We start from the raw sequence: 23,673 nt of genomic DNA on the forward strand, positions 1-23,673 counted from the left end.
AATCCGCTGTCCCGCTTTGTGCCGTTTTCCTCTCTGCTGTCAGATCATGACGTGATGACCCGAGGCGGTGACTATCTGCGGGTCTGGCGCCTGGAAGGTATTCCGTTCGAATGCGCGGACGAGCAACTGATCGCCGAGCGCCATGAAGCCAAATGCAGCTTGCTGCGCAATCTGGCCGGTGGTCAATTCGCGATCTGGGAGCACCGACTGCACCGCCTGGTGGAAGACCGAATGTCTGAACCTGCAGAACCTGGCTTCGCCCATGACTTGGCGCAGGCCTATGCCGCCTCGCTGCGCGGCCAGCGGATGATCAGCAATGAGCTGTACCTGAGCCTGGTCTACCGGCCGGGCGCTTCAAAAGTCGGCCGGGCATTTCAAAAAGTGCGCCGCAGTCGCGAGGACATTGCCAGGGCGCAGGCCGAGGCCTTGACCGTGATGGCCGAGAAGTCCGCACTGGTCGAGCGCTTGTTGCGGGCCTTTCAGCCTACGCTATTGGGCGTGAACAGCCGCAAGGGTCAGGCCTATTCCGAAGTGGCCGAGTTCCTGTCCTTCTTGATCAACGGCGTTTGGCGGCCGGTGCCCGTGCATGCGGGGCCGCTGTATCGCACGCTGCCCACCACCCGACTGTCCTTTGGGGCTGACAAGCTGGAGCTGCGCGATGCCGACGGTTCTCGCCGTTACGCGGCCTTCGTCGACATCCACGAGTACGCCGATGCGGTCGAGCCGGGTGTTTTGAACCCGCTGCTTTACGAAGCCAGCGAGTTCATCGAAACGCAGAGCTTCTCCATCCTGCCCAGGCGCGAGGCACTGCACTCGCTGACCTTGCAGCGCGATCAACTGATCGCCAGTGACGATGTGGTCGCCAGCCAGGTCGCCGAGATGGACCTGGCGCTGAACGAGTTGGGTGACGGCCAATTCTGCATGGGCGAGTATCACTACAGCTTGCTGGTCTTTGGCGACAGCGCAGGCGATGCGGGCCGGCGCGCCGTGCAAGCCATCGGCGCGGTGGGCGAAGCCTGCAGCTTGCAAATGCGGCCTGTGGATCTGGTGGCCGACGCCGCCTGGTTCGCGCAACTGCCGGCAAACTGGGCCTGGCGGCCACGCGAAGCCAAACTCTCCTCGCGGGCCTTTGCGGCGCTGACCAGCGGCCACAACTTCGCACGCGGCAAGCGCGACGGCAACCCCTGGGGCGAGGCCCTGGCACTGTTGCGCACTCCCAGCGGCCAGCCCTACTACCTGAATCTGCACGCCAGCCCCGACGGCGAAGACTCCGAAGACAAGAAACTGCCCGGCAACACGCTGATCATCGGCTCCACCGGGGTCGGCAAGACAACGCTGGTGATGCTGTTGCTGGCCCTGACGCGCAAATGGCAGCCGGCGCCGCGCATCGTGCTGTTTGACCTGGATCGCGGCAGCGAGATCGCCCTGCGCGCCCTGGGTGGCCGCTACTTCACGTTGGAGGCCGGCAAGCCGACCGGCTGCAACCCGCTGCAGCGCGAGCCCACCCCTGCACGCATACAGTTCTGGGAGCAGCTGATTCGCACCTGCATCGCGAGCCCTTCCCTGCCCTTGCTGCCGGCCGACGAGCACGCGATTGCCGAGGCCGTGCATTCGGTCGCGCGCATGCCCAAGGCGCTGAGAAGGTTTTCGACCGTACGTCAGAACCTGCCGAAGTCGGGCGATAACAGCCTGTTTGAGCGGCTGGGCCGCTGGTGCCAGGGCGGCGCACTCGGCTGGGTCTTTGACGAGGCGGATGACCGCTTGACCGATCTGCAACTGGCCAGGGCCATAGGCTTCGACACCACCGAGTTTCTTGACCTGCCCGAGGTGCGCACGCCGTTGATGCTCTATCTGCTCGATGTAATGGGCGAGTTGGTCAATGGCGAGCGGCTGATTTATGTGATCTCGGAATTCTGGAAGGCGCTGGACAACGACATTTTCAGCGACTTCGCCAAGCAAAAGCAAAAAACCATCCGCAAGCAAAACGGACTCGGCATCTTCGACACGCAAAGCCCGTCCGACGTGCTGCGCCACCCAATCGGCCGCACCATGGTCGAGCAAAGCGTCACCAAGATGTTCCTGGCTAACCCCGAGGCCTTGCGGGAAGAATATGTCGATGGCTTCGGGCTCAGCGACGCCGAATTCGACATCGTCAAGAGCCTGGGCTCCAGAGGCGGGCGCAGCTTCTTGGTCAAGCAAGGCCGCAGCAACAGCGCCATCTGCGAACTCGACCTTGCGGGGCTGGAAGATTTTGTTGCGGTCCTGTCGGGAACGACGGATAACGTGAACTTGCTCGATGGCATCCGTGCCGAAGTGGGCGACGACCCGCAGCGCTGGCTGCCCTTGCTGCTGGCTGCCATCCACGAGCGCAAAGCCCGTTTGGAAAGGAGATCGTCATGAAGTTTCTCGAATACAAGCTCACCGCCATCCTCTTGGCTTCGCAATGCTTGGTCAGCACGCCGGCCGAGGCGCAGTTCGTCAAGGGCAATGACGCGGTCAAGGTGACGGCTGCAGGAACGAAGGTGGAGACGCCGCCGGTGCCGGCTTCAGTCAGCAAGGTGTGCGGCGCGGACGCGAATTGCCATGCAGGTTCATGGCGAATGATTGAGACCGCCGCTGGTCTGGTCGAGTGCACGGAGCCTTGGGCGCGGCCCGGTAGTTGCCGAGGCTCCAGCTATGGCGCGCAAAAGCTGTCTCGTGTTTGGGTAGTCAAACGAGGCAAGGACTGGCTCCAATGCCAATACCCAGACCTGCAAAGCAAGTGCACGCCCATGTTTGTACGTCCGCCAGCAAACCTGCCGTTCGACGCCATTCAATAGTCAAAAGGGACGCCTCATGTTTACCTGGTTGGGCACAAAGCTAACGGCGATTCTGAGCACCTATGTGTTCGGAGTGGTGTCGGCGCTGATGACCGCCATTGCGCCAATCGCATTGACGGCCATGACGCTTTGGGTGCTCTTGTATGGCTGGGCAGTGCTGCGCAACGAGGTATCGGAAACAGTTCCAAATTTTCTTTGGAAGGTCACCAAGATCGGCTTGATCCTGGCTTTGGCGCTGCAGTCGGGCGTGTACATCACCAACGTCGCCGACACCGTCAACAGTCTTTCTACTGGCGTTGCAACGACCTTTGTTCCGGCCGGGGCACCAGCGAACACAGTAACAACGCCATATCAGCTGATTGACGAGTTCAACGACAGTGCCAGCAATCAAGTCGGCGACATCATGAAGGAAGCCAGCATCACCCGGCCAGACCTGCTGCTTGCCGCTGGAGTATTTTCTTTGGGCTCGGTGGCGTTTCTCTGCATCGCCGTCTTCGTGGTGACGCTGGCAACGGTGTTCCTGAACTTTGTCGTTGCCGTCGGCCCCTTGTTCATCTTTTGCCTTGCGTGGAAGCCCACGCAGCGATTCTTCGACAGTTGGCTGTCAATGCTCCTCAATTCGGTGGTCTTGACTTGGTTCGCCTTCTTCGCTCTGGGTCTCAGCACCTTCCTCGGACGTGAGATGTTCATCGGCATTCAAAACGCCGGTGGCTTTCTTGGACCAACGCTGAACGCTCTCGGCGAAGCCTCCCGCTACTGCGTGCTGATGCTGGTCATGGCCATCATCTGCTTCCAGGCACCCAGCCTGGCCTCGGCGCTGACCGGCGGTGCGGCCATACAGCAAGGCATTCAGATGATCCAAAGCGCCATGATGGTGTCTAGCCTGCGCTCAAGTTCTGGCCGGTCCGCCGCTGCGGGCTCAGGCGGCGGAACCATGCGCAGTGGTGCCGGCATCCCACACGCCGCAGGCTATGCCGTCGGCGCTGCCGGTGGATTGGCGCGCCAAGGCTATGGCCAAGCACGCGTCGCAGCCTACAAACTCGCGGCCCTGCGCGGCCGTTCCTGAGGAGTCATCATGCCCAAACCTCGCACCCCCATTGCCCTTGCCGTACTGCTGCTAATCGTCACTTCGACCGGCAGCCACGCCCAAGGTATCCCCGTCATTGACGTTGCCAATCTGGTGCAAACCGTCCAGCAAGTCGCTAACGACATCACTGCGATCCAGAACCAGATTCAGCAGATCACCCAGCTGCAAGCGCAGATCGCCAGCATGAACGGCAAGCGACTGCTCGGTACCGTGGCCAACAATCCGCTGCTGCGCAACTATGTGCCGGCCAACGCGTATACCGCCGTCAATGCCGTCGGCAGCTCCGGCTACGGCGGACTGAACTCCACGGCCAAGGGCTTGAGGGATTTCGGCATGGTCTACAACTGCCTGGACCTGGTCGGCCAAGCGCGCACCAACTGCCAGGCCGCGCTGGCCCAGCCCTACCAGCACAAGGGCTTGCTGCAGGATGCGATGAAGTCCGCCTCGGGCCGGCTGTCGCAGATCAATGCCCTGATGGGGCAGATTGACGCCACAGCAGACCAAAAAGCGGTACAGGAGATTCAGGCCCGCGTCGGCGCCGAGAACGCCTTGCTGGCGCATGAAATGTCCCAGGTGCAAATGCTGCAAGGCATGGCCGACAGCGAGGAGCGCATTGCCCGCTCGCGCGACCGTGAACGCCAATACGAGATGCTGAACCGGACCGGCAAGATCTCTGACTTCTTGCCTTGAGTCACGAATGCGATCCAGCGAGAGATGCGAGGTGAGTCATGGACAGCGCCATTTTGGAAAACACAGGCTTTACGGCTTCGGCCGAGTCAAGCCGTAACGCAACGGCCGCCAATCGGGCCTGGGAGATTGACCGCACGCTGATGCTGGAGAAGTCCGAGCGACGTGGCTGGCTGGTCGGCGGAGCTGGCCTGCTGTTGGGCACGCTGGGCGTGTTGGCCGCGCTCGCCCAAGGGCCCTTGCGCCAAGTGGTCGGCATTCCTATCGTGGTGGACAAGACCACCGGCGAAACCACGATACAGCAGCGCCTGAGCGAAGAAGCCATTCCGCCTCAAGAGGCCTTGGACAAACACAATCTGGCGGTGTTTGTGCGCGCCCGCGAAGGCTATAGCTGGTGGTGGCTGCAGCGCGATTTCGATCAGGTGGCCAGGATGGCGGTGCCGACCGTCTTCACCGACTACAACCGCTTGTTCGAAGGTGAGGCCGCCCTGCAGAAGAAGCTCGTCAGCAGCGAAGAATGGCGCATCAACATCGTCGGCGTGCGGCTCTCGGCGGCCGGCCGGCGCGGCAACCGGGGCGAGGCCACGGTCACCTATGACAAGCTGATCCGCCAGCCCGAGCGCAATCTGCCGGACGTGACCACGCGGCATGTCGCCAGTGTCATCTTCGAGTACCAACCCAAGGTGCTGGCCAAGGAGAAAGACCGGCTGGAGAACCCGTTCGGCTTCGTCGTCACCGCCTACCGGTCCGACCCCGAGATCAATACGCAGCCGGCCACGCTGGCCGCCGCGCAGGTCAGCACACCAAAGCCGTGAGGTCGTCATGCCTAACAAAACCAAAGGCCCGTTCGCCGCCGCATGGCTGATCGTCGGCTTGGCGGCCGCCAACAGTGCCGCGAATGCGCAGACCGCCGGTACCGATCCCCGACTGAAAGAGCTTTGGTATGACCCACAGGCGGTGGTCACCGTGCCGGTCAAACGAGGCATCGTCACGCATCTGATGCTGGACGCAGGCGAGGCAATTACCGATGCGGGCTCGGGCCTGGGGGCCGACTGCAGCAAGCCCGAGGCCAGTTGGTGCATTGCCGCCCAAGTGGGTGGCCGCAACATCTTCGTCAAGCCCAAGACGCTGGCAAGCGGCCCCAACAACCTGGCCGTGGTTACCGACAAACGCAGCCACGCCTTCAGATTCGTGCTCTTGGCCGATGGCGATGTGAGACAGCCGATCTACCGGCTGCTGATCAAGGCGCCGGCCGCGCGGGTCGCGAATCTCCCGAACGCCATGTTGGTCGCGCCAACACAGTTCGGCATGGCGCCGGTCGAGTCGAATGTCGATTCTATGAAAGAGCGAACTACAGCGCCGGCGGACTTGGTCAACGCCAACTACGCCATCGCCGAAGGTCGCGACTCGCAAGACATCGTGCCCACGCTGGTATTCGACGATGGCCGTTTCACCTACTTTCGCTTCCCCGGCAATGCAGAGCTGCCCGCGGTGTTTCACGTCCAAGGGGATGGCACGGAGTCCTTGGTCAACGCGCGCATGGCCGGTGAGCTGCTGGTCGCGGACCGGGTCAGTCGGCGCTTGATGTTGCGGGCCGGCTCGGCGGTGGTGGGGGTTTGGAACGAGGCTTTCGATCTGGACGGGCGCCCTCCCATCGGCGCCAGCACGGTAGCCGGGCTGCGGCGAACACTAAAGGTTGATGAGCGCGCCGATGAAGCCGGGAGCTTGCCATGAACGCCACGAGCGCCAACGCCGGCATCAACAGCGTCGAGCCGGTGGAAGATGAACCCAGCGACAAGAACCCACGCATACCGGACATCGCGCAAGAGGCCCGCGAGAGCAGGCTGTCTTGGAAAGCCATTCTGGCGGTCGCGTTGATGCTGCTCTCCCTGATCGCGGCAACGACCTTCGCCGTCACCCGAGCTCTCTCCAGCGGCAAAAAGGATGCTGAAGCCGAGGCCAGGAGGCTGACCGATCGGCCCAGTGCGGCCGCAGCCGAGCCACGCAAGCTCGACATGACTACTCCCGCCAAAGTGCAGCCCAACGCGCCGGCCTCGGCATCAAGCGATCGAATGATTCCAGCCATCATCGCCAGCGCAGACGATGAATCACCGGAGCCGATCGGGGTGCGCCGCACCGGCGAGCCTACAAGTTCAGGCCCGCAACGCATTTCACCGCAGGATGCGCCCGTAACGCTTGTTTCGAGCAGGCCTAGCGGAGGTACGGCAGCTACGGCGGCCAGTCGGCCCTCAGCGATCGACAACCCCGATGACCCACTCGCCGGAACCAAGCGCAACCTGGAAGGCTATCAACGGCAACTGCAAGGCTTGCTGGACACGCTGACCAAGAGCTCCGAATCGGCGCTGGGCGCGCAAGACAGCCCTTCGCCGCCTAATCACCCCGGTCAAACAGTGCAAGGCCACACTTCCAGCACACCCAACACCGGCCTGTTCGGCGGCCAACTGCAAGCCTCGGCAACTCCCCGCGTGGCAGCCGCCATGCTCGCCAGCACGCCAAACCAGCGCAGCCTGACCCTGCCCAAAGGTACGGCTTTCACCTGCGCCCTCAAAACCCGCATCATCAGCGCCGCCTCGGGCCTGGTCAGTTGCCAGGTGCAGCGCAATGTCTATGGCGACGACGGCCGGGTGCTGCTGATCGAGCGCGGCTCGCACATGGACGGCGAGTACCGCATCGCCGCCGTGCGGCCCGGCATGGTGCGCATCCCGGTGCTTTGGACCAGAGTTCGCACACCGCTTGGCGTCACGGTCGATATCGAATCCCCCGCCACCGGCCCGCTGGGCGAGTCAGGCATTGACGGTTTTGTCGACAACCGTTGGGGCGAACGCCTGGGCGCGGCGATGCTGCTGTCGCTGATCGATGACTCGGTCAAGCTGGTGATGCAGAACCACTCCAACAACAACCAGGCCGACACCATTCTGCTGCCCGCCACAACGGCCAACACCAGCAAGCTGGCCGAGAAGGTGCTGGACAGCACCATCAACATCCCTCCCCTGATCTATCAGCACCAGGGCGCCATCGTCGCCATCTACGTTGCACGCGATGTGGACTTCTCCTCGGTCTACGCTTTGACGGAGGTGTCCAAGTGAGTAGCCTCTTACTTGACCGGGCAGCCTCCGCAGACGGCTGGTGCGGCGACGCCACCTCGGTGATCGAGTTCCTGCGCCCGCTGCGCGAGCAGCTTGACGCGCCCGGCGTGCTGGAGGTCTGCGTCAATCGGCCGGGCGAGTTGCTGGTCGAAACGTTTGAGGGCTGGCAGACCGTCGCGGTGCCTGAACTGACGCTGGAGCGTTGCCTGTCGCTGGCCACGGCGATAGCCACCTTCTCCGACCAACAAATCAGCCAGGAGCACCCGCTGCTGTCGGCCACCCTGCCCAGTGGCGAGCGGATACAAATCGTCATCCCGCCGGCGGTCTCGCGCGGCACCGTGTCGATCACGGTGCGCAAACCCTCGCACATGATCAAGCGCCTGGATGATTTTGAGCGTGACGGCCTTTTCGAGCGGGTCGATGCCAATCACGCGACGGTCACCCGTACGGCCGGCTGCGAGCTGCTGCCGTTTGAGCGCGATCTGGTCGCCTTCAGACAAGCCGGCCGCTATGCCGACTTCTTGCGTCTGGCGGTACGCAAGCACCAGACCATCGTCGTCAGCGGCAAAACCGGCTCCGGCAAGACCACCTTCATGAAGGGCCTGGTCGAAGAGGTGGCCCGGCATGAGCGCCTGATCACCATCCAGGACACCGCCGAGCTGACCCTGCCCAACCATCCCAACGTCGTCCACCTCTTCTACAGCAAGGACGCACAAGGGACGGCGCGGGTCACGGCCAAGTCGCTGCTGGAAGCCTGCTTGCGCATGAAGCCAGACAGGATCTTCCTGGCCGAGCTGCGCGGGGACGAATGCTTCTACTTCGTGCGGCTTGCCGCCTCCGGCCACCCCGGCAGCATCACCAGCGTGCATGCGGGCAGTTGCGCGCTGGCGTTTGAGCAGATGTCGCTGATGATCCGCGAGAGCGGGGCCGGTGGCGGCCTGCGCATGAACGAGATCAAGTGGCTGCTGGGCGTGGTGATCGATGTGGTGGTGCAGTTCGACCGAGATGAACGCGGGCGCTTCATCTCGGAGATCTTTTACGAACCTCGGAGGCAGCGGCTGGGACGCTGGGACGAATCGGTGCTGGTGGCCAGCGAAGGCGGCCAATCAAGTGAGGCCGCATCGTGAATTGCAGCACCGCCCTGCCGACAACGGTATCGATGTCAAGTAGGCCGACTGAGCGCAAGCTGGCGGCTGGCTTGTTTGCACTGCTTGGCTTCGCGGTGCTGGCCTGCGCGGCGCTGTATCTGTCGGCGGTGATTTTCTTGCTGTTGAACAAGGCGAACCCGAGCCAGGCGCGCTTGCTGAGCATCACGCACTACTGGGCGCTGTATGCCGACGACGCGTTACTGCGCAAGAAACTGATTACATCCACGGTGGTCTCTGGCGTGGGCTTACTGCTGGTCTTGCCGGCGGCCTTGCTGTCGGCCACGCAGACAAAGCGCCGGCTGCATGGCGATGCCCGTTTCGCCCATCCCGGCGAGGTAGCCCGTGCTGGGCTGCTGAATCGGCAGGCCACACCATCGCCGAGCATCCTGATCGGCCGCTACCGGGGCAGCTTCCTGACCCTGCCCGGCCAGCTCTCGGTGATGCTGTCCGCGCCCACGCGCAGCGGCAAAGGTGTGGGCGTGGTCATCCCCAATCTGCTGCACTGGCCCGATTCGGCCGTGGTGCTGGACATCAAGGGCGAGAACTACGACATCACGGCCGGCTTTCGGGCCGCGCATGGCCAAGACGTGTTTGCGTTCTCGCCCTTCGACGACGCTGCCCGCAGTCACCGCTGAAACCCGCTGAGCGCCGTGCGCAGCAGCCCTTTGCACCGGGTCGGCGATTTGTTGACCATCGGCCAGGTCTTCTTCCCGAACGACGGCAGCGGCACCTCGTCCGAGGCCTTCTTCAACGATCAAGCCAGAAACCTGTTTCTCGGCCTGGGTCTGTTCTTGCTGGAGTCGCCCGCGCTGCCTCGAACCATCGGCGAGCTTTTGCGCCAGTCCTCGGGCAAGGGTCAATCGCTCAAAAGTCATTTGACGGCGTTGATCGAACAGCGTCGCAGCGACGCCGCGCCCTATTCCGATGAATGCGTGGACGCCTTGCAGCGCCTGCTGGCTAACTCCGAGAACACGCTCACCAGCATCGTCGCCACCTTCAATGCGCCGCTGACGATCTTTGCCGACGCCGTGGTGGACGCAGCCACCAGCGCCGACGACTTCCGGCTGGATGAGCTGCGGCGCCGACGCATGAGCATCTATGTGCGCATCCCGCCGAATCGCCTGCAGAACGCCAGGCCCTTGCTGAATCTGTTCTTCTCGCAACTTGTCAGCCTGAACACCCAGCACCTGTCCGAGCAAGACCCGACCCTCACCGTTCAATGCCTGCTGGTCAACGATGAATTCACCGCGATGGGCCGGGTCGGCATCATCTCGTCGGCGGCCGCCTTCCTGGCCGGCTACAACCTGCGCTTGTTGACCGTTGTGCAGGCGATGTCCCAGCTCGATGCGGTCTACGGCGAAAAGGAGGCGCGCACCTTCGCCACCAACCACGGCCTGCAAATTCTGTATGCACCGCGCGAGCAACGCGACGCCGATGAGTACAGCGCGATGCTGGGTCACTTCACCGAACGGGCCACCTCGCGTGGGCGCAGCCGCTCTTTCAGCGAGCATGGCCATAGCAGCGTCAGCCAGAACGACAGCGATCAGCGTCGCGCTCTGCTGCTGCCGCAAGAGTTCAAGGAGCTGGGCAGCGAGCGGCTCGTCGTGATCTTTGAGAACTGCAAGCCCATCCTGGCGGAAAAGATCCGCTACCACCGCGACGAGCTGTTCAAAACCCGCCTGCTCCCGCCGCCGAAAGTACCGCAGATTGATATGGACCTGCACTTCGCCCGCGTCCAGCAACGCTGGCGTTATGCCGAGGACGAAGTCCCGGCGGACAAAGCCTTTGACATCAACCGACTGGCGCAAGACTTCAGCGATCTGCTGCTGCCAGGTGAATCGGCCAGCGAGGCCGACATCATGGCCTGCGTCGATGACTTTTTCGCCAGGACCGTCGTGTCCATGCCGGAGCAAGCCATGGGCGGCGTGATTGAAGAAGTCGCTGAATCAGCCCAAGCCGAGCTTGCCAATCAATCCTGATCTTTGAGTCGCCAAGGAGCCCACCATGCGCACCGCCCTGCCCTTGCTCTCTTCTGTGCTTGCTGTTTTTCTTGCGCCGCTGCTGCTCGGCTCCTGCAGTTCGCCACCCAAGCCGCCCAGCGTTGACGAGTCCTTGAAGCGCCCGGCCAACACGGCCACGGCGCTCGATTTGCAGGCCTGCAAGGGCGAGTTGCACAGCAAACGCCTGGCCTTGGACGACAAGACCCGCCTCGCCGAACTCTCGAAACAACAAGCCAACGACTTGGCGCTGAGCCTGGCCTTGCTGCAAAAGGCGGTGATGCCAAAGCCCGCGTCAACCGACCTGGCTAATGCCGTCTTCACCGTGCACTTCGCCTTCGGCAGCACCGCGCTGAAAATGGCCGCCCCTGAGGCCGCACAGCTGATCGAGCAAGCGCGCGGCGCCGCTTTGATCATGCTGCGCGGGCGCACCGACGGTTTGGCAGACCGACCCGCCGAGAGTCGTATCGCAAGGGATCGCACGGCAGCGGTGCGCGATTACCTCGTCCAGTCCGGCGTCGAAGCCACGCGCATTCGCAGCACCTGGCAGCCGACCGGTGACCACGCGGCCGGCAACCTCAGCAACCATGGCCAGAGCCTGAACCGCCGCGTTGAGATCGAGCTGTACCGCTGGGTGCCTCAGATGGCGACCCTGTCCGGTCAAGTGCAACCCTGAAAGGACTTCCCATGGATGCTGAAACTGGACGACCAGCCCAGAAACCCGGCGGCAGTGTTGAGCCCATCAAACGTGCCAACGCCGCCACACTGCCAATTCAGCAAGCAGCTACTGAAACGGCCGGGCACCGCTATGAACTCTACGATCCATTTGCTGAAGTGACCTACCGGATCAAGGGCCTTGAAGCGATGAGCGCCAAGGCCGATCAACTCGGTGCCAGTCGCTTTCATGCGGTGGACGAGGACGGCAAGCGCACGCCAGTCGAAAAGGTGAATGGGCAATGGCAGATGCAGCAGCAGCCGATTGAACAAACGGCACCGGCCAACTCGCCAAGCTCATCCAAGATCGACCTGACCGCAGACCGTGCGGCACGCGCCGAGCAATTGACCGAAACACTGCAGGAGCGCTACCTGATCAAACGCCCACCCTTGAAGTTGGGCGAGATCGGCATCGGTCACACAGAATACCGCTACCGAGGCGACAGCAGCCGGGTCGCTTTCACCGAATCCGCCTTCAAGCTAAGTACCGACAACAACAACCCATCGGTCGCTCGCTCCATGGTTGACGTGGCCGAGTCCCGTAACTGGAAGTCCTTGCGGGTATCCGGCAACGAAGACTTCAAGCGCCTGATCTGGCTGGAAGCCTCGCTGCGCGGCATCAAGGCGCATGGCTACGAGCCACAGCGCGCCGACCAGGACCTGCTGAATCGCGAGCGCGAAGCCCGCATGCTCAATCGCATCGAACATCTGCCTGCCGGCGCCAGCGGCGCGAATGTCGGCAACTCTACGGCAAACCCAGCCAAGCAATCCGCACGCGGCGGCGGAGGCCGCAAGGCCGTGCTCGCGGCCTTGGAAGCCGTGCTGGTTGCCAAGCATGTGCCCGAAAAACAGCGCCTGGCCGTGATGAGCGCCGCTGCCGATAACCTGGCGCAAAGGCTGCAGGCCGGGCAAACGCTGAAGGTCAAAGTCTTCGACAAGGCCGCGCCATCACAGCGGCCGGTTGCCGTGCCCACGCTTGCACCGCAAGCGCAGCACAGACAGGAACGGGCGGTGCCAAGTCGTTGATGAGCTGCGTGTATCGGTCGGTCGTTGAAATTCAGGAGGGGACAGTCATCGACTCCAAAGCGTCAAGCTGGCGCCAAGCAGGACTGGAATCGACACCCAAAGCTCTAGTAGAACGCCCTCCTGGTTTCTTCGGCATATTCAAAATAGCCGACGCCAAAGGGTCTACTGTTGTCAAAGAAAACGGCTTTTTCAAGGGCCCGCCATTGAAGGTCAATTGAGTCAGGCGCTCCACTTCAGAAATCGGCACCTGAAAAGTCTTGAAAACACCGAACGGAACTTCGCGCGCCTTTTCAATGCCTAGTTTTTCGATGACGGCCGACTGATCGAGGATGTTTGCGGTCGCGAACAACCGCCCCGCGTCGGTTAACGCAGCGACAACTTTCCAGAATTTGACCGGGTATTGAATTTCCGGATACTTCGACCAGCTTGGGTCACCAGCGTCAAAAATAGGCCCCGTGATGACTTGGGCACGAAAGCTCTGGAGCTCAACTGCCCCTTCAAGCAGGTGTCGCTCAATGCCCTGCCACAGCTGCTTGTTTTGGTTGAACTGCGCATGCTGTGGCGTGCAATTTGTCCAGTGGCAAGTATCTGCTGCACTCACTAAAGCCTGCATGCGTGTCGCGCCATATTCCATATCCTCGCGGCGTGTCAGATGGCCCCGGTCAAATTGGTTGTTCGCATAGTAGAAGCTCGTCAACTGCGCATCCGCCGCTATGCGCGGGTCCAGCCTCCAAACGTCGGGTGGCCGCCTCATGTCATAGCGCCCGCCAAAATCCACATTTGCCGCCGAGTACAGCGCCATGCGTCGCTTGCCTTAAGAGAAAGACCTTGGTTGAGCTGGTAGCTATCGCCTGAGAGCGCACGAATCTTGGTGCGCTCTTTTGAGACGATCTCGCATACAAACTCCACGGGGTCGGCATCGCCTGTCTGCGCCTTGGCCTGTTCGAGGAAGTACAACAGGAGATTCAAACCTGCCGAGGCAATCAGGTGCTCTAACGCATCGTAGATCGGCATGTCTTTAGCCAAGATCGCCAACCAGTCCTCGCAGAGCTGATCAAAGCGCGGATGCGACTCGGGAGGCAGATGCCCTACGTCGCGCGCATTCGATGCCAACTGCGGTTCACCCTGCAACGCTCGCACAAGACGATTCATCGGGGCCGCTCGGTTGAAAAGGCGCTGCGAGAGTTGCGTGCCAAGCTCCGGACCTCGAGATGCACGGCTGAGCATCAAATAAAGCAGCTCGCCGGTGCGCGCAAAAAACCGGCGGTCATTGCTCGCTCCACCCGAGTCGATCCGCAAGTCCTCAAACATCGCGTCGGGTCCAAATGGAAAAACGAACTTAGAGCTCCACCGCTTGTTGCTGCGGGCCTCGAACGCTGAAGACCGCAGCAGCTCGATGGCCTTGGCGAAGTCATCAAAGCTCGAGAACGCCGTGCGCAAATAACTCATTTCTTCATCGCCATGCTTGGTGGCGTCTTGGGCGAACAAGACAGTCCATTCGCGCCACTTCTCGTCGTCAGTAATTGACCGCTCGCGGATCGTTTCGACAAATGGGTTGTTGAACAGCAGTCCACTTCGAGTGCACCGGCGCTGCCTCAATCCCATGTTCGATGTGGCCAACAAGATCGCGTACGCAAATCTCATGGTCCATGGGGTCGAGGACGATACCAACCGCGACGACTGGCTTGGCCATAGTTGCTGGTACGACGTCCGAGGAACCGGCGACGGGCATTGGGTCCAGGCCCAGGGTGAGGCCGCCATGGACCTTGTGCATCAGCTCCTGGAGTCGAAGACGTTGGGCGGCCAGTTGAAGAATGCCAGAGGCGAGTGGCACATCAACGTCATCACGCCATACAAGGATGTCGGCTCCGCGTTTACCGCAATGTTGCGTCAGCAGTTCAACGACATCGACGACATCTACAAGATGACGGGAACCGTCCACACCTTCCAGGGCAAGGAAGCCGACGTCGTCATCCTCCTCCTGGGCGGCAATCCGGACAAGCAAGGCGCCGTTTCGTTCTTCGCGGGCAACGAACAGGCGCCAAACCTGCTCAATGTGGCCCTGACTCGCGCCAAGAAGCGTCTCTATGTAGTCGGAGACAAGCAGATGTGGACCAGCAACTCCGGCACGTTCCGAGAGCTTGCTGACCAGCTTGAGCGACACGAGAAATCCCACGGCGCCGGCATGCGAACTTCGGTGGCGGCGTGAAACGTTGAAATTCCCTATAGCAACAGGAGCCGGCTAACTCAATCCCTAGACAGAGGATCCACAACGAAGCCTAGCAGCGCAAGCCTTGACGCTTTCACCGCTTGTTGGCTTGTGGACGCAGCGTGCCAAACGAAAACCCAACCCGCTTGCTCGGGCACGGCGTCAACAACAATGGAAACAATTTCTCCGTCCAAGCTCGCCTGCAGAATCCAGCTTGGCGACGGTTTTGGGGCAACTGTCGGCGCCCTTGCCGGAGCTGCAGCCTGGCCGAATTCAGCGCTAGCGGCGGCGCGCGCCACGACTGGCGAACCGGTATCGGCGGCCGGCGGCGAGGCAAAGGGCTTGGCCTCGGGCTCGCAAAGCAGTGACGCCCGCATTAGCTGCAGTCGGTCGCGGGTAATCGATTTGCCTTCATTGACCCAGGTCTCGACTTGAACCGGGGATTCGGCGTGCAGTTTGCGCAACTCATAGAGCTCGTTCATGCCGCGACACCGGCCGGCGCGGTAAGTGTCGAGCAGCCATTGCGGGGCTTCAATCAATGCAGTGACGCGCGTTACATACTGGCGGCTCTTGCCCAGCCGGCGGGCAACGTCTGCCTGCGTTTCGCCGCAGCGCAAACGCTCCTGTACGAACAAGGCCAGCTCCAAAGGCTTCAAGCCTTCGCGTTGCTCGTTCTCGATCACCTGGTCATAACTGTCGGCCAGCACGTCCACAAAGGCCGGAATCTCCAGCTTGCCGGCCAGCTTGGAAGCCCTCAGCCGCCGCGCGCCGAAATTCAACATCCAGCGGCCGGCTTGACCCGCGTCGGGATGCGGGCGCACCGATACTGGTTGGCGCACGCCGCGTAGGGTGATAGTGTCGGCCAGCTCTTGCAACGCGACCAGATCGAACTCGTGCCGGGGTTGCGCCGGGTCTTCGTCGATGCTGCCAATTGGCAAGATCAACGGTGTTCCTTGCTTGAGGCCGGCAGCAACATCGGCTTCGACCTCAAGCAACGCCAGATCATCAAGCTGCAAGGCCATGATGCTCACCTGCTGACAGAACAATGCCGGAGATCTTCTCAAAGCTCGGGACTATCTCCTTCCAAGCATCACGAGCGGCGGTCTTCTTCATTTCCCACAACACTTCGGCATTGGCCTGCGCCTCCGCGATCGCCGAGCGCTTGGGGATGAAGGCAAAGTCGCCCGGCCCGCTGCCGACCGGTATCAACAAGGGTTTGTATTGCTGAATCAGCTGCGCAAAGTTACTCCGCTGGAACGGCGTCGGCTCCACCAGCGTGGGCAACAGTCCGATCAGCTTCAACTTCGGATTGAGCACGGCCTTGATCTTGCGAATGCCAACGCGTTCATGATTCAGCAGCGCCCCCACGCCGTCCAGCGCCTCTTGGTTCAACTGGATCGGCGACAGCACGAAATCGGCTGACGCCAGGGCGGCAATCAGGCGGATATCGGGATTAGGGTTGGTGTCGATGATGCAGAGATCGAATTGCGCATTGACAGCGGCAAGTGCCGCGCGGAAGTTGCGGGCGAAGGGGTTGTGCAGCGCCGGCTGACGCTCAAGACCGAGCAGCCCGGCGGCGCTGGGCACCAACACAAAGGGCTTCGTCGGCAGCAAGGTCGCGCTGGAAATCATCAGAGCATCAGCGCCAACGTTGGCCAACTCAGCGCGGCCGGAGCGGCGTAGGGGTTTGCTGAAATTACCCTGATGGTCCAGATCGATCGCCAGCACGCGCTGACCTTGCTGGGCAAAGTAATGGGCCAGCAAGGTCGCCACGGCGGACTTGCCGACGCCGCCTTTCTGGTTGGCGAGTACGAGAGTTTTCACAATGTTCTCCAGCGCCGGTGCGCAATGTTTGAGGTAGCCGAACTGATCGCAATGCCGATCAAAAGGTGACGATCAGAAACAGTTGCCCGGTCACTAGGCCTCGATGGCCAAAGACCGGGTTTGGGCGAGTCGGCGGTGCCGGCGAGCCCGCGTTTTTGAAGCACGAAGCTTCTCGCCGATGGTCGCGCCGGAAGCGATCAAAGGCAGCGCTGGAATTTGGTTGAAATCCAGCGCATGCCTTTTGACTTGCGCCCTCAGTTCTTGAGCTTGCGCATCTCCTCGGCCAGTACCCACAACGCGCGGTTCAAGCTGACAGTGCGGTCGATGCTGCCGACCGGCCGGGTATGGGTGCGCCGGCCCTGCACCGTGCGGCCCGCCTGACCACCCTGCATCACATTGCTTTGAATCCGATTCATGGCCAGCCAAAGACTGGGGCCCTGATCCTCAAAACGCCGGGCCTCGGTCAATTGATCGGCCGTGACCGGTGCCGGCGCTTGGTCTTCATCTCGCTCGCCATAACGCAAAGCCAGGGCGGCGGTCGCGAAAGCACGCTCTTCGGCCGGCTCCAGCGTCAGCGACTTCATGCCTTCGGTAGAAGCGGCAACCGCTTCGAAGTCGTCCAGCACGCGGAACGCGCCTTCGATCACCTCGCCCTGAATATTGCCTTTGTGCGGAATGCGAATATCGTTCGAGACGGTGCCAACGATCAGGCCGTTGCAACAGACATAACGGAACATTCCAGCGAGCATTTGGTAGGAACTGGCGCCGTCGTGGCTGTTGATCATGATGATCTCGTTCGCCTCGGGCTTGGCGTGTAGTTGCCCTGCGGTATGGCCCTGGTAGCGCATGCGGATCATGTGCTTGGTGAACTCGGTCTTGCCTTCGATGCGGCTCTGGCTCTGCGCCACCATGAAGGGCTCGAAGCCTTCGCGACGCAGGCCGCGCAGCACCTCGATGGTCGGAATGTAGGTGTAGCGCTTGGAGCGGCTGTTGTGCTTGCCGGTGGCGAAGATCGACGGCGCGGCCCGGCGCATCTGATCCTCGGCCAAGGGGGTATCGCTGCGCATCACAAAGGTATTGCGGGCAAAGCGGGTGGCTAGTGTGGCTTGGGTTTGCATGATGGTTCCTTGACGGGGTTGATCAGCAGGCGGAACGCAGCGGCGCCCCGCCCGTGCTTGGCGCTGAAGCGTTAGCTGCCGATTGAAGGCTGTCGGCCTCGCTGCGAGCTTTGCGGCTGCGTGTTGCGTTCTTGGCGACGTTGGACGGCATCGGCTGGTCCTCGGCCGGTACTACTTCCCCGCCTTCCTGCTTGGCGCGCCGGGCTTCGGAGGCTGCGCGGCTGTCGAGGTAGTCGATTTCCTCGCAGCTGAAGTTCAGTGCGTAGACCTCGCTGCCCTCGTTGTCCTGGTAGTTGTTATTGCGCAGGCGGCCGACGATGTTGACGTGGCTGCCCTTGCCCAGGTACTCGGCGGCGTTCTCGGCTTGCTTGCCCCAGAGCGTCCACAGAATGGCGGTGGCATCTTCTTCGCGCCCTTCCCCGCTGCCGCGCCGGGCGTTGCTGATGGCGGTCAGCGTGGCCTTGGCGATCTTGCCTTCGCGGCCATTGACGAATTCCAGCTTCACCGAGCCGGCCAGATGCGCATTGCGCTGCTCCACACGAACGAAAGCCATGATGGGCTCCTTGCTCAAGAATTCAGCCGGCCACCGTTTTGGTGAGCCTGATAACTGATCCTCTTGCTCGGACTCCTCGTTCCCGCCCGGGGGCGGGCGGAGGGTGGGCGGTATTGGTTTTTTGGGGTTTACGCAGCCTTACTGGTGAGCCAGCTTCCCGGCCCACCGTATTGAGATCCCCCCACAAGTCCCCCTCACAAGGGACGGGGGTGCGTGGGGGGATCGCGGTGGGCGACATGCTGGCGCTGATGGCTGCCGAATCATTCGGACGCGCAGTTCAGCAAGAGATGTGACAGCTCGCCTGGCGCAGAGCTTGCCGCGCAGCGCCCGTCAGGATTTGAGGTCCGGCGCCTGATGCGACCGGCGTGCCATCAAGCTGACTTCAGGCAGCGACTGGCGCGACGGTCGAGCCGGACCGATCACTTCAAATTGAATTTACCTGCGGCCCGGCTTCGGGCTTGGCGAATGCCAGGGGTGGCGATCTGGCCGGTGCGCAGCAAGTGCGGTGCAACCGTGCGCGCGGAGTGCCGACCAGTTCGTCAAGCGGGCTTGTTCAAGCGCAGCTTGAAGAAACAATGCCCGCGATCCGCTGGCATGGGCGCGGGCCGCGTCAATAAGGGTAGCCAGACAGTGGCAGTCCTGCAAGGCGCGGACCCAGTCCGAACTCAATACTTGTTGCCGGCGTACCTGCTGTCCCAGTCGACGGGGATAGTGCGACCGGTGTCAATCTTGTAGCTCTTCCCACCGTCAGAGAGACCGAACTGCTGCTGTGCCCACAGTCCAACTGCCTGCCAAATCAGCGAACCAGGGTCTGACTGGCGGTCTCCGCTCGACTGACGATGTGGATGAATGTGAGTTACCTTGCCCCCATTGGCAGCCACGATGTCGATGATTCGTTTTACGCAAGCTCTTGCCGCATCGGCTTGAGCTGCCGGCAGGTTCATCGCCGTTCGCTTCGGGGCAGGCGGTTTGGGCTGCCAGAGTGTTTCCGCACGACCTTCGACGCCTGCAAACCAGCCGTCGATTTCGACTCCCACGGTCCAACGGTTGAAGTTGCCTGCGTGGTTGCACACCTCCGTCAGGTCGTAGAGCTGAATGGTCTTCCCGCTTCGTGTGATTCCGAAGTGAATCGGGACGCTGTGCCAACGCTCAGGCTTCTCGCCGAGCTGCGTCGCAGTCTGGTGGAGAACGATTGCCTTGACCTCGCTCCACTTCATATACGGGTAGGACTTCGAGCGGCCGTCGTGCGGATGCTTGTTGCGCTCATCGAAGTACTTGTGGCCTTGAACAACCGGCGGGATGCCTGTGAATGCCCGGTCAAGCGCCGCTGCTCCAGGGACCGTGATGCTCTTAGGTACCTCGTCGGTTGGTGCTCGCATCCCCTCCAGAACGAGGAACTCGCCATAAGCTCTCAGCGTCTCGTCCCCAAGGTCACCGTCCGCGCCATAGCGGGGGAGGCTGTATCCCAGCGCGATGAGCTGCTGCTGGGCAGTCTTCACGTAAGGGTCTTCCGACCCCTTCTTGAGAGGGCTACTTAGATGCATGACGTTTTCCCCAGTGAGGCGCGACCGTGGACTGGCCCGCGGCAGACTAAGGCATATGTTAGGCCACAGCAACGTACGGACGGCAATCGCTCCAGTGGACCGTCAACCCTCGAGTTGTACTTAGGCTTTGGGCACAGAGCAGCACTTCACGGGCACGCTCTCCGGTTACGCTAGCGGCGCCTTGATGCCAATACGCAGCTTGTGAAAGCTGACGTTCATCAGTCAGAGCCTCGTGCCCAAATGGTGCCGCGCTGGAAACTTTCTGATTGGCAGCTTCGGGAGGTGCTGCAGACATTCGTCCAACGAAGTGCTCAATGGCCGGTCCCGGCTGGAGCGGCCGCCGGCTTGCCAAAAGTGAACGGCAGCTGGCAGCCTGAAGTGGTCCACCGACACTTCGGCGTGAGCGGCGTTTAATCGCTGACGGCTTCAAGACGGACGGGCCCCACGGCGGGGATATTAGGTGCCTGGCAGCCATATCAGTCGCCGAGTGGAGTCGATAAACATCTAGAAGGTGGAGGCATGGTATGCGCCGATCGGCATGTTCCCTCAGACAACCCTCAGATTTCCTGCTTGCGCGCCAGCCCAGAGTTGATCGAGGTAATTGGCCCAAGCCTGCATCATGGTTTTGCGCTGCTCTAGGTACTGCGTGCGGTTATAGGCTCGCCCAAGCGCGTCTGGAACGGCATGTGCCAACTGCGCTTCAATGACCTGAGGCTCGATACTCAAACGTTCAGCGATCATTGTTCTGGCGGTCGCCCTGAATCCATGCGCCGTCATATCGTCATTGCCGTAGCCCAAACGCCGCAATGCACTGCGCACGGTGTTCTCGCTCATGCAGCGCTGGCTGGTCGTCAGCGCCGGAAACACATAGCGGCCGCCGCCGGTAAGCCGTTGCAATTCACACAGCAATTCAGAGGCCTGCGATGCAAGCGGCACCAAATGTGGCGGACCGTCCACCTTGTCTGACTTCTTGCGTTTCATCACTTCGGGCGGGAGTGTCACCGTGCCACCAGGAAGATCAACCCAAGCCCATTCCATATTGCGCAATTCTCCCGGCCGAAGCAAGAGCAGCGCAGACAACTCCAAAGCGATGCGAGTCACCGGGTGGCCTTGGTAGGCTCGGATATCACACAAGAGTTTGCCAACCAGGACGGGGTCGGTGATTGCCGCATGATGGCGCGTCTGCACCGGCCGCATCGCGTCACGTAGATCCGCCGCCGGGTTACGCTGGCAAGCGCCGGTCGCTACGCCGTACCGGAAGACCTGGCCACAGGCATCCTTGACCCGATGGGCTGTTTCGATAGCGCCCCGACTTTCTACCCGGCGCAGCATCAACAATAGTTCGGGCGCCTCAATCTCGCCTATCGGCCGCCTTCCAATCCATGGGAAGGCGTCTTGCTCCAGGCGGATCTGAGTTCGCTGCGCGTGGCCAGGGCTGACTTTCACCTCATGAACGGTCTTGAGCCAGTCTCTGGCAACATTTTCAAAAGACCCCAACGGAGGCAAACCCTCGTCAGCCAGTCGATCGACCTCACGCCTATTCAGGATTTCTGCCTTCAGGGTCTGTCGATGCTCACTCGGATCAGTGCCATCCCGAACCAGCTTGCGCGCGTCTTCGGCCTTGCTCCTGGCTTCCTTCAGGCCAATCGCAGGATAGACCCCCAAGCTCAGCCGTTTTTCGACGCCGGCGATGCGGTATTTCAAACGCCAATATTTGGCCCCACTAGGTTGCACTTCGAGATACAGCCCGCCTCCATCCGCCAGCTTTATGGGCTTTTCACCAGGCTTCGCCTTGCGCAGCTGCATGTCGCTCAGTTTGTCGTTTGCCATGGGAGAAATCCTTCAATTGGGGGCAACTGCAAAGCCAGTTTTCCCCAATTTTAGACTTGCCCCCAAAGTTGCCCCCAATGGCAAGAGATGCCCCCACATCTCCTTGAACATTTTTGGACGAAAAAAATGCCCAAGTCGTTGATTTACTTGGGCATTTCTACTTTCTTACATCCCCTGGGATGCTAAATTGGTGGAGCCGGGGGGAATTGAACCCCCGTCCGCAAGCCATCACCGGGCAGTTCTACATGCTTAGCCGTCTGATTTGAATCTCACGGTTGAATCGCGCAGTGGCACGCTATCCTTCCCGCCAGTCACTTAATCTCGTTCCACACCTTGTAACCCGATGCAGAACCAGCCAATGTGAATGACTTCTCAGCCTTCAGCCTTGCGACTTAAGCCCGGCCCATTGGCCAACCGTTGAGAAGCTCACGCGCAATTAAGCGGCGAGTGCGAACGTAGAGTCGTTTGCAGTTACTTTGTTTCCAGTGGTTTTACGAGCGAACTGGTGCTCGGCATGCCCTACTCCGGATCCGCACCCACGTCGAAACCTGGTCGGCCCCAGAGCCTTGCATTTTAGGTCAATCCGAGCAATTTCAAGATCCCGACGGGTGAAGAAAGAACAATATCGGCATTCCAGGCCTCAATCGGCTTGCCATTGCCCAAATATCCCCAGCCGGCGGCAGCCGTGCCCATGCCCGCGGCGCGACCGGCAATGATGTCACGCTCATCGTCGCCCACATAGACGCAACGCTGTGGATCGATCCCGCCGCGCTTGGCCGCCTCCAGCAGCGGCGCCGGGTGCGGTTTGGCATGCTCGGTAGTGTCGCCGCCAATGACAGCAAAAGCAGCGCCGTGCAGGCCGAGGTGGCGGGTCAAAGGTAGCGCAAACCGCTCGGCCTTATTGGTCACAATACCCCAGGGGATGCCGGCGAGTTGCAGCGAATCCAACAGCTCCAGGACCTGGTCGAACAGCCGTGTTTCTTGCGCAATGCGGGCTTCGTAACGGTCCAGAAACTCGACTCTGGCGGCCTCATATTCACCGTCAGCGGGCGTGATTTGCAGCGCCACACCCAACATCCCGCGCGCACCGGCTCCCACCATGGGCCGCAAGGCCTCAAGCGGCAAGGCCGCCAAGCCCCGGTTTAGACGCATTTCGTTGGCGGCACCTGCCAGATCCGGCGCGCTGTCAACCAGAGTGCCATCTAAATCGAACAGCAGCGCTTGCACGGCGCTAGGTGAATCTTGCCATTTTTGAAAGAAAGCCGAGTTCATAGCGGCCTGCGGCAGGCCAGCAGGTAGTTGACGTCGGTATCCGAGCCTAGGCTGTAGCGCTGATTCAAGGGGTTGTAGCTCAGGCCACGGCTGCATTGCAAATCCAGACCCGCATCACGGCAGAACTGCGCCAATTCGGAGGGGCGCAAAAAGCGCGCATATTCATGCGTGCCGGCCGGCAGCATCTTGAGCAGGTATTCGGCGCCAAGAATCGCGAACAAAAACGATTTAACGTTTCTATTCAGGGTCGACAAAAACACCCAGCCGCCCGGCTTGACCAATTCGGCGCAAGCACGCACGACCGAGGCGGGGTCGGGCACATGCTCAAGCATTTCCATGCAAGTCACGACATCGAAACTGGCAGGACGCTCGGCGGCCAGCGCTTCCACGGCTATTTCGCGGTAGTCAATCCCCTCGGTGCCGGCTTCCATTGCGTGCAACTGCGCTACTTTGAGCGCCTTGCTTGCAAGGTCAATGCCCAGCACCTGCGCGCCTCGTCGGGCCATCGAGTCACTCAAAATTCCGCCGCCGCAGCCGACATCCAGCGCTTGCTTGCCACCCAAAGGGCTGAGGCTGCAAATCCAGTCCAGGCGCAGTGGATTGATTTGATGGAGTGGCTTGAATTCGCTCTCGGTGTCCCACCAGCGGTGGGCCAAGTCGCCAAATTTGGCAAGCTCTAGTGGGTCTGCATTGATCATCATGGCGCAATCGTAGCGGGTTGATACCAGCAAGTTGGCA

21 protein-coding genes, 1 other RNA gene and 1 pseudogene are annotated in these 23,673 nt (G+C 61.4%); 12 read left to right on the forward strand and 11 right to left on the reverse strand.

Annotated elements, in window-relative coordinates; genetic code table 11:
* Window positions 1–6: 6 nt before the first annotated feature.
* From LNV09_RS07525 to LNV09_RS07575, 11 genes and pseudogenes are all read left to right on the forward strand, one after another.
* Window positions 7–2,400, forward strand: coding sequence for a VirB4 family type IV secretion/conjugal transfer ATPase (locus LNV09_RS07525; RefSeq protein WP_263556773.1), 2,394 nt, complete (start codon window positions 7–9; stop codon window positions 2,398–2,400).
* Complete coding sequence (locus tag LNV09_RS07530) at window positions 2,397–2,819, forward strand: hypothetical protein (RefSeq protein WP_263556477.1); 423 nt, start codon at window positions 2,397–2,399, stop codon at window positions 2,817–2,819. Before LNV09_RS07525 ends, LNV09_RS07530 begins: the two co-directional genes overlap by 4 nt.
* Window positions 2,820–2,835: 16 nt before the next feature.
* Window positions 2,836–3,885, forward strand: coding sequence for a TrbL/VirB6 family protein (locus LNV09_RS07535; protein ID WP_263556478.1), 1,050 nt, complete (start codon window positions 2,836–2,838; stop codon window positions 3,883–3,885).
* A 9-nt stretch (window positions 3,886–3,894) separates the two neighbouring features.
* On the forward strand, window positions 3,895–4,596 hold the full coding sequence (locus LNV09_RS07540; RefSeq protein WP_263556479.1) for a TrbJ/VirB5 family protein: 702 nt from the start codon (window positions 3,895–3,897) through the stop codon (window positions 4,594–4,596).
* Between the two features lie 38 nt (window positions 4,597–4,634).
* The gene (locus LNV09_RS07545; protein ID WP_263556480.1) at window positions 4,635–5,408 is read left to right on the forward strand and encodes a VirB8 family type IV secretion system protein; all 774 of its coding nucleotides are present in this window, start codon (window positions 4,635–4,637) and stop codon (window positions 5,406–5,408) included.
* Between the two features lie 7 nt (window positions 5,409–5,415).
* Window positions 5,416–6,327 (forward strand): TrbG/VirB9 family P-type conjugative transfer protein, encoded by a 912-nt coding sequence (locus tag LNV09_RS07550; protein WP_263556481.1) that lies wholly within the window; start codon window positions 5,416–5,418, stop codon window positions 6,325–6,327.
* Window positions 6,324–7,700: a type IV secretion system protein VirB10 gene (gene virB10 / locus LNV09_RS07555; protein ID WP_263556482.1), complete on the forward strand. Its 1,377-nt coding sequence runs from the start codon at window positions 6,324–6,326 to the stop codon at window positions 7,698–7,700. The genes LNV09_RS07550 and virB10 overlap by 4 nt, the downstream gene beginning before the upstream one ends.
* The gene (gene virB11 / locus LNV09_RS07560; RefSeq protein WP_263556483.1) at window positions 7,697–8,827 is read left to right on the forward strand and encodes a P-type DNA transfer ATPase VirB11; all 1,131 of its coding nucleotides are present in this window, start codon (window positions 7,697–7,699) and stop codon (window positions 8,825–8,827) included. The genes virB10 and virB11 overlap by 4 nt, the downstream gene beginning before the upstream one ends.
* A 260-nt stretch (window positions 8,828–9,087) precedes the next feature.
* Window positions 9,088–10,827, forward strand: a pseudogene (locus LNV09_RS07565) (type IV secretory system conjugative DNA transfer family protein).
* 25 nt (window positions 10,828–10,852) lie between these two features.
* A complete protein-coding gene (locus LNV09_RS07570) occupies window positions 10,853–11,521 on the forward strand; it encodes an OmpA family protein (protein WP_263556484.1) in 669 nt (222 codons plus the stop codon).
* Between the two features lie 11 nt (window positions 11,522–11,532).
* A complete protein-coding gene (locus LNV09_RS07575) occupies window positions 11,533–12,585 on the forward strand; it encodes an LPD7 domain-containing protein (protein ID WP_263556485.1) in 1,053 nt (350 codons plus the stop codon).
* 31 nt (window positions 12,586–12,616) lie between these two features.
* On the opposite strand, the gene LNV09_RS07580 is transcribed toward LNV09_RS07575, so the two are convergent.
* Window positions 12,617–13,387 carry a DNA/RNA non-specific endonuclease gene (locus tag LNV09_RS07580; protein ID WP_263556486.1) on the reverse strand — a complete coding sequence of 257 codons (771 nt, stop codon included), beginning with the start codon at window positions 13,385–13,387 and terminating at the stop codon, window positions 12,617–12,619.
* Window positions 13,336–14,190 carry a hypothetical protein gene (locus tag LNV09_RS07585; protein WP_263556487.1) on the reverse strand — a complete coding sequence of 285 codons (855 nt, stop codon included), beginning with the start codon at window positions 14,188–14,190 and terminating at the stop codon, window positions 13,336–13,338. Before LNV09_RS07585 ends, LNV09_RS07580 begins: the two co-directional genes overlap by 52 nt.
* Between LNV09_RS07585 and LNV09_RS07590 the strand changes: the two genes are divergently transcribed.
* Window positions 14,189–14,794 carry a DEAD/DEAH box helicase gene (locus LNV09_RS07590; RefSeq protein WP_263556488.1) on the forward strand — a complete coding sequence of 202 codons (606 nt, stop codon included), beginning with the start codon at window positions 14,189–14,191 and terminating at the stop codon, window positions 14,792–14,794. The genes LNV09_RS07585 and LNV09_RS07590 overlap by 2 nt on opposite strands.
* Before the next feature lie 38 nt (window positions 14,795–14,832).
* On the opposite strand, the gene LNV09_RS07595 is transcribed toward LNV09_RS07590, so the two are convergent.
* The 9 genes from LNV09_RS07595 to ubiG all read right to left on the reverse strand — a co-directional run bounded on the left by LNV09_RS07595 (window position 14,833) and on the right by ubiG (window position 23,636).
* On the reverse strand, window positions 14,833–15,816 hold the full coding sequence (locus LNV09_RS07595) for a ParB/RepB/Spo0J family partition protein (protein WP_263556489.1): 984 nt from the start codon (window positions 15,814–15,816) through the stop codon (window positions 14,833–14,835).
* A complete protein-coding gene (locus LNV09_RS07600; protein WP_263556490.1) occupies window positions 15,800–16,618 on the reverse strand; it encodes a ParA family protein in 819 nt (272 codons plus the stop codon). Before LNV09_RS07600 ends, LNV09_RS07595 begins: the two co-directional genes overlap by 17 nt.
* 254 nt (window positions 16,619–16,872) lie before the next feature.
* The gene (locus LNV09_RS07605) at window positions 16,873–17,736 is read right to left on the reverse strand and encodes a DUF932 domain-containing protein (protein WP_263556491.1); all 864 of its coding nucleotides are present in this window, start codon (window positions 17,734–17,736) and stop codon (window positions 16,873–16,875) included.
* A 22-nt stretch (window positions 17,737–17,758) separates the two neighbouring features.
* Entirely contained in the window at window positions 17,759–18,289 is a 531-nt protein-coding gene (locus LNV09_RS07610) for a single-stranded DNA-binding protein (protein WP_263556492.1), read from the reverse strand.
* A gap of 665 nt (window positions 18,290–18,954) precedes the next feature.
* On the reverse strand, window positions 18,955–19,788 hold the full coding sequence (locus LNV09_RS07615; protein WP_263556493.1) for a peptidoglycan recognition protein family protein: 834 nt from the start codon (window positions 19,786–19,788) through the stop codon (window positions 18,955–18,957).
* A 591-nt stretch (window positions 19,789–20,379) separates the two neighbouring features.
* On the reverse strand, window positions 20,380–21,663 hold the full coding sequence (locus tag LNV09_RS07620; RefSeq protein ID WP_263556494.1) for a tyrosine-type recombinase/integrase: 1,284 nt from the start codon (window positions 21,661–21,663) through the stop codon (window positions 20,380–20,382).
* 188 nt (window positions 21,664–21,851) lie between these two features.
* Window positions 21,852–22,223: a transfer-messenger RNA gene (gene ssrA / locus LNV09_RS07625) on the reverse strand.
* 13 nt (window positions 22,224–22,236) lie between these two features.
* Window positions 22,237–22,935 carry a phosphoglycolate phosphatase gene (gene gph / locus LNV09_RS07630; protein WP_263556495.1) on the reverse strand — a complete coding sequence of 233 codons (699 nt, stop codon included), beginning with the start codon at window positions 22,933–22,935 and terminating at the stop codon, window positions 22,237–22,239.
* Window positions 22,932–23,636: a bifunctional 2-polyprenyl-6-hydroxyphenol methylase/3-demethylubiquinol 3-O-methyltransferase UbiG gene (ubiG, locus tag LNV09_RS07635; protein WP_263556496.1), complete on the reverse strand. Its 705-nt coding sequence runs from the start codon at window positions 23,634–23,636 to the stop codon at window positions 22,932–22,934. The genes gph and ubiG overlap by 4 nt, the downstream gene beginning before the upstream one ends.
* Window positions 23,637–23,673: the final 37 nt, after the last annotated feature.

It is taken from the genome of Paucibacter sp. B2R-40 (genome assembly GCF_025717555.1).
GTDB lineage: Bacteria > Pseudomonadota > Gammaproteobacteria > Burkholderiales > Burkholderiaceae_C > Paucibacter_A.

Excerpts from the sequence above, each read along its gene's own strand:
- LNV09_RS07590 (WP_263556488.1), top strand. The coding sequence starts at position 14,189 with ATGTTCGATGTGGCCAACAAGATCGCGTACGCAAATCTCATGGTCCAT.
- LNV09_RS07580 (WP_263556486.1), bottom strand. The coding sequence starts at position 13,387 with ATGGCGCTGTACTCGGCGGCAAATGTGGATTTTGGCGGGCGCTATGAC.
- LNV09_RS07575 (WP_263556485.1), top strand. The coding sequence starts at position 11,533 with ATGGATGCTGAAACTGGACGACCAGCCCAGAAACCCGGCGGCAGTGTT.
- LNV09_RS07605 (WP_263556491.1), bottom strand. The coding sequence starts at position 17,736 with ATGCAAACCCAAGCCACACTAGCCACCCGCTTTGCCCGCAATACCTTT.
- LNV09_RS07540 (WP_263556479.1), top strand. The coding sequence starts at position 3,895 with ATGCCCAAACCTCGCACCCCCATTGCCCTTGCCGTACTGCTGCTAATC.
- virB10 (WP_263556482.1), top strand. The coding sequence starts at position 6,324 with ATGAACGCCACGAGCGCCAACGCCGGCATCAACAGCGTCGAGCCGGTG.
- LNV09_RS07535 (WP_263556478.1), top strand. The coding sequence starts at position 2,836 with ATGTTTACCTGGTTGGGCACAAAGCTAACGGCGATTCTGAGCACCTAT.
- LNV09_RS07550 (WP_263556481.1), top strand. The coding sequence starts at position 5,416 with ATGCCTAACAAAACCAAAGGCCCGTTCGCCGCCGCATGGCTGATCGTC.
- LNV09_RS07610 (WP_263556492.1), bottom strand. The coding sequence starts at position 18,289 with ATGGCTTTCGTTCGTGTGGAGCAGCGCAATGCGCATCTGGCCGGCTCG.
- ubiG (WP_263556496.1), bottom strand. The coding sequence starts at position 23,636 with ATGATGATCAATGCAGACCCACTAGAGCTTGCCAAATTTGGCGACTTG.
- LNV09_RS07595 (WP_263556489.1), bottom strand. The coding sequence starts at position 15,816 with ATGGCCTTGCAGCTTGATGATCTGGCGTTGCTTGAGGTCGAAGCCGAT.
- LNV09_RS07570 (WP_263556484.1), top strand. The coding sequence starts at position 10,853 with ATGCGCACCGCCCTGCCCTTGCTCTCTTCTGTGCTTGCTGTTTTTCTT.
- gph (WP_263556495.1), bottom strand. The coding sequence starts at position 22,935 with ATGAACTCGGCTTTCTTTCAAAAATGGCAAGATTCACCTAGCGCCGTG.
- LNV09_RS07620 (WP_263556494.1), bottom strand. The coding sequence starts at position 21,663 with ATGGCAAACGACAAACTGAGCGACATGCAGCTGCGCAAGGCGAAGCCT.
- LNV09_RS07585 (WP_263556487.1), bottom strand. The coding sequence starts at position 14,190 with ATGGGATTGAGGCAGCGCCGGTGCACTCGAAGTGGACTGCTGTTCAAC.
- LNV09_RS07545 (WP_263556480.1), top strand. The coding sequence starts at position 4,635 with ATGGACAGCGCCATTTTGGAAAACACAGGCTTTACGGCTTCGGCCGAG.
- LNV09_RS07530 (WP_263556477.1), top strand. The coding sequence starts at position 2,397 with ATGAAGTTTCTCGAATACAAGCTCACCGCCATCCTCTTGGCTTCGCAA.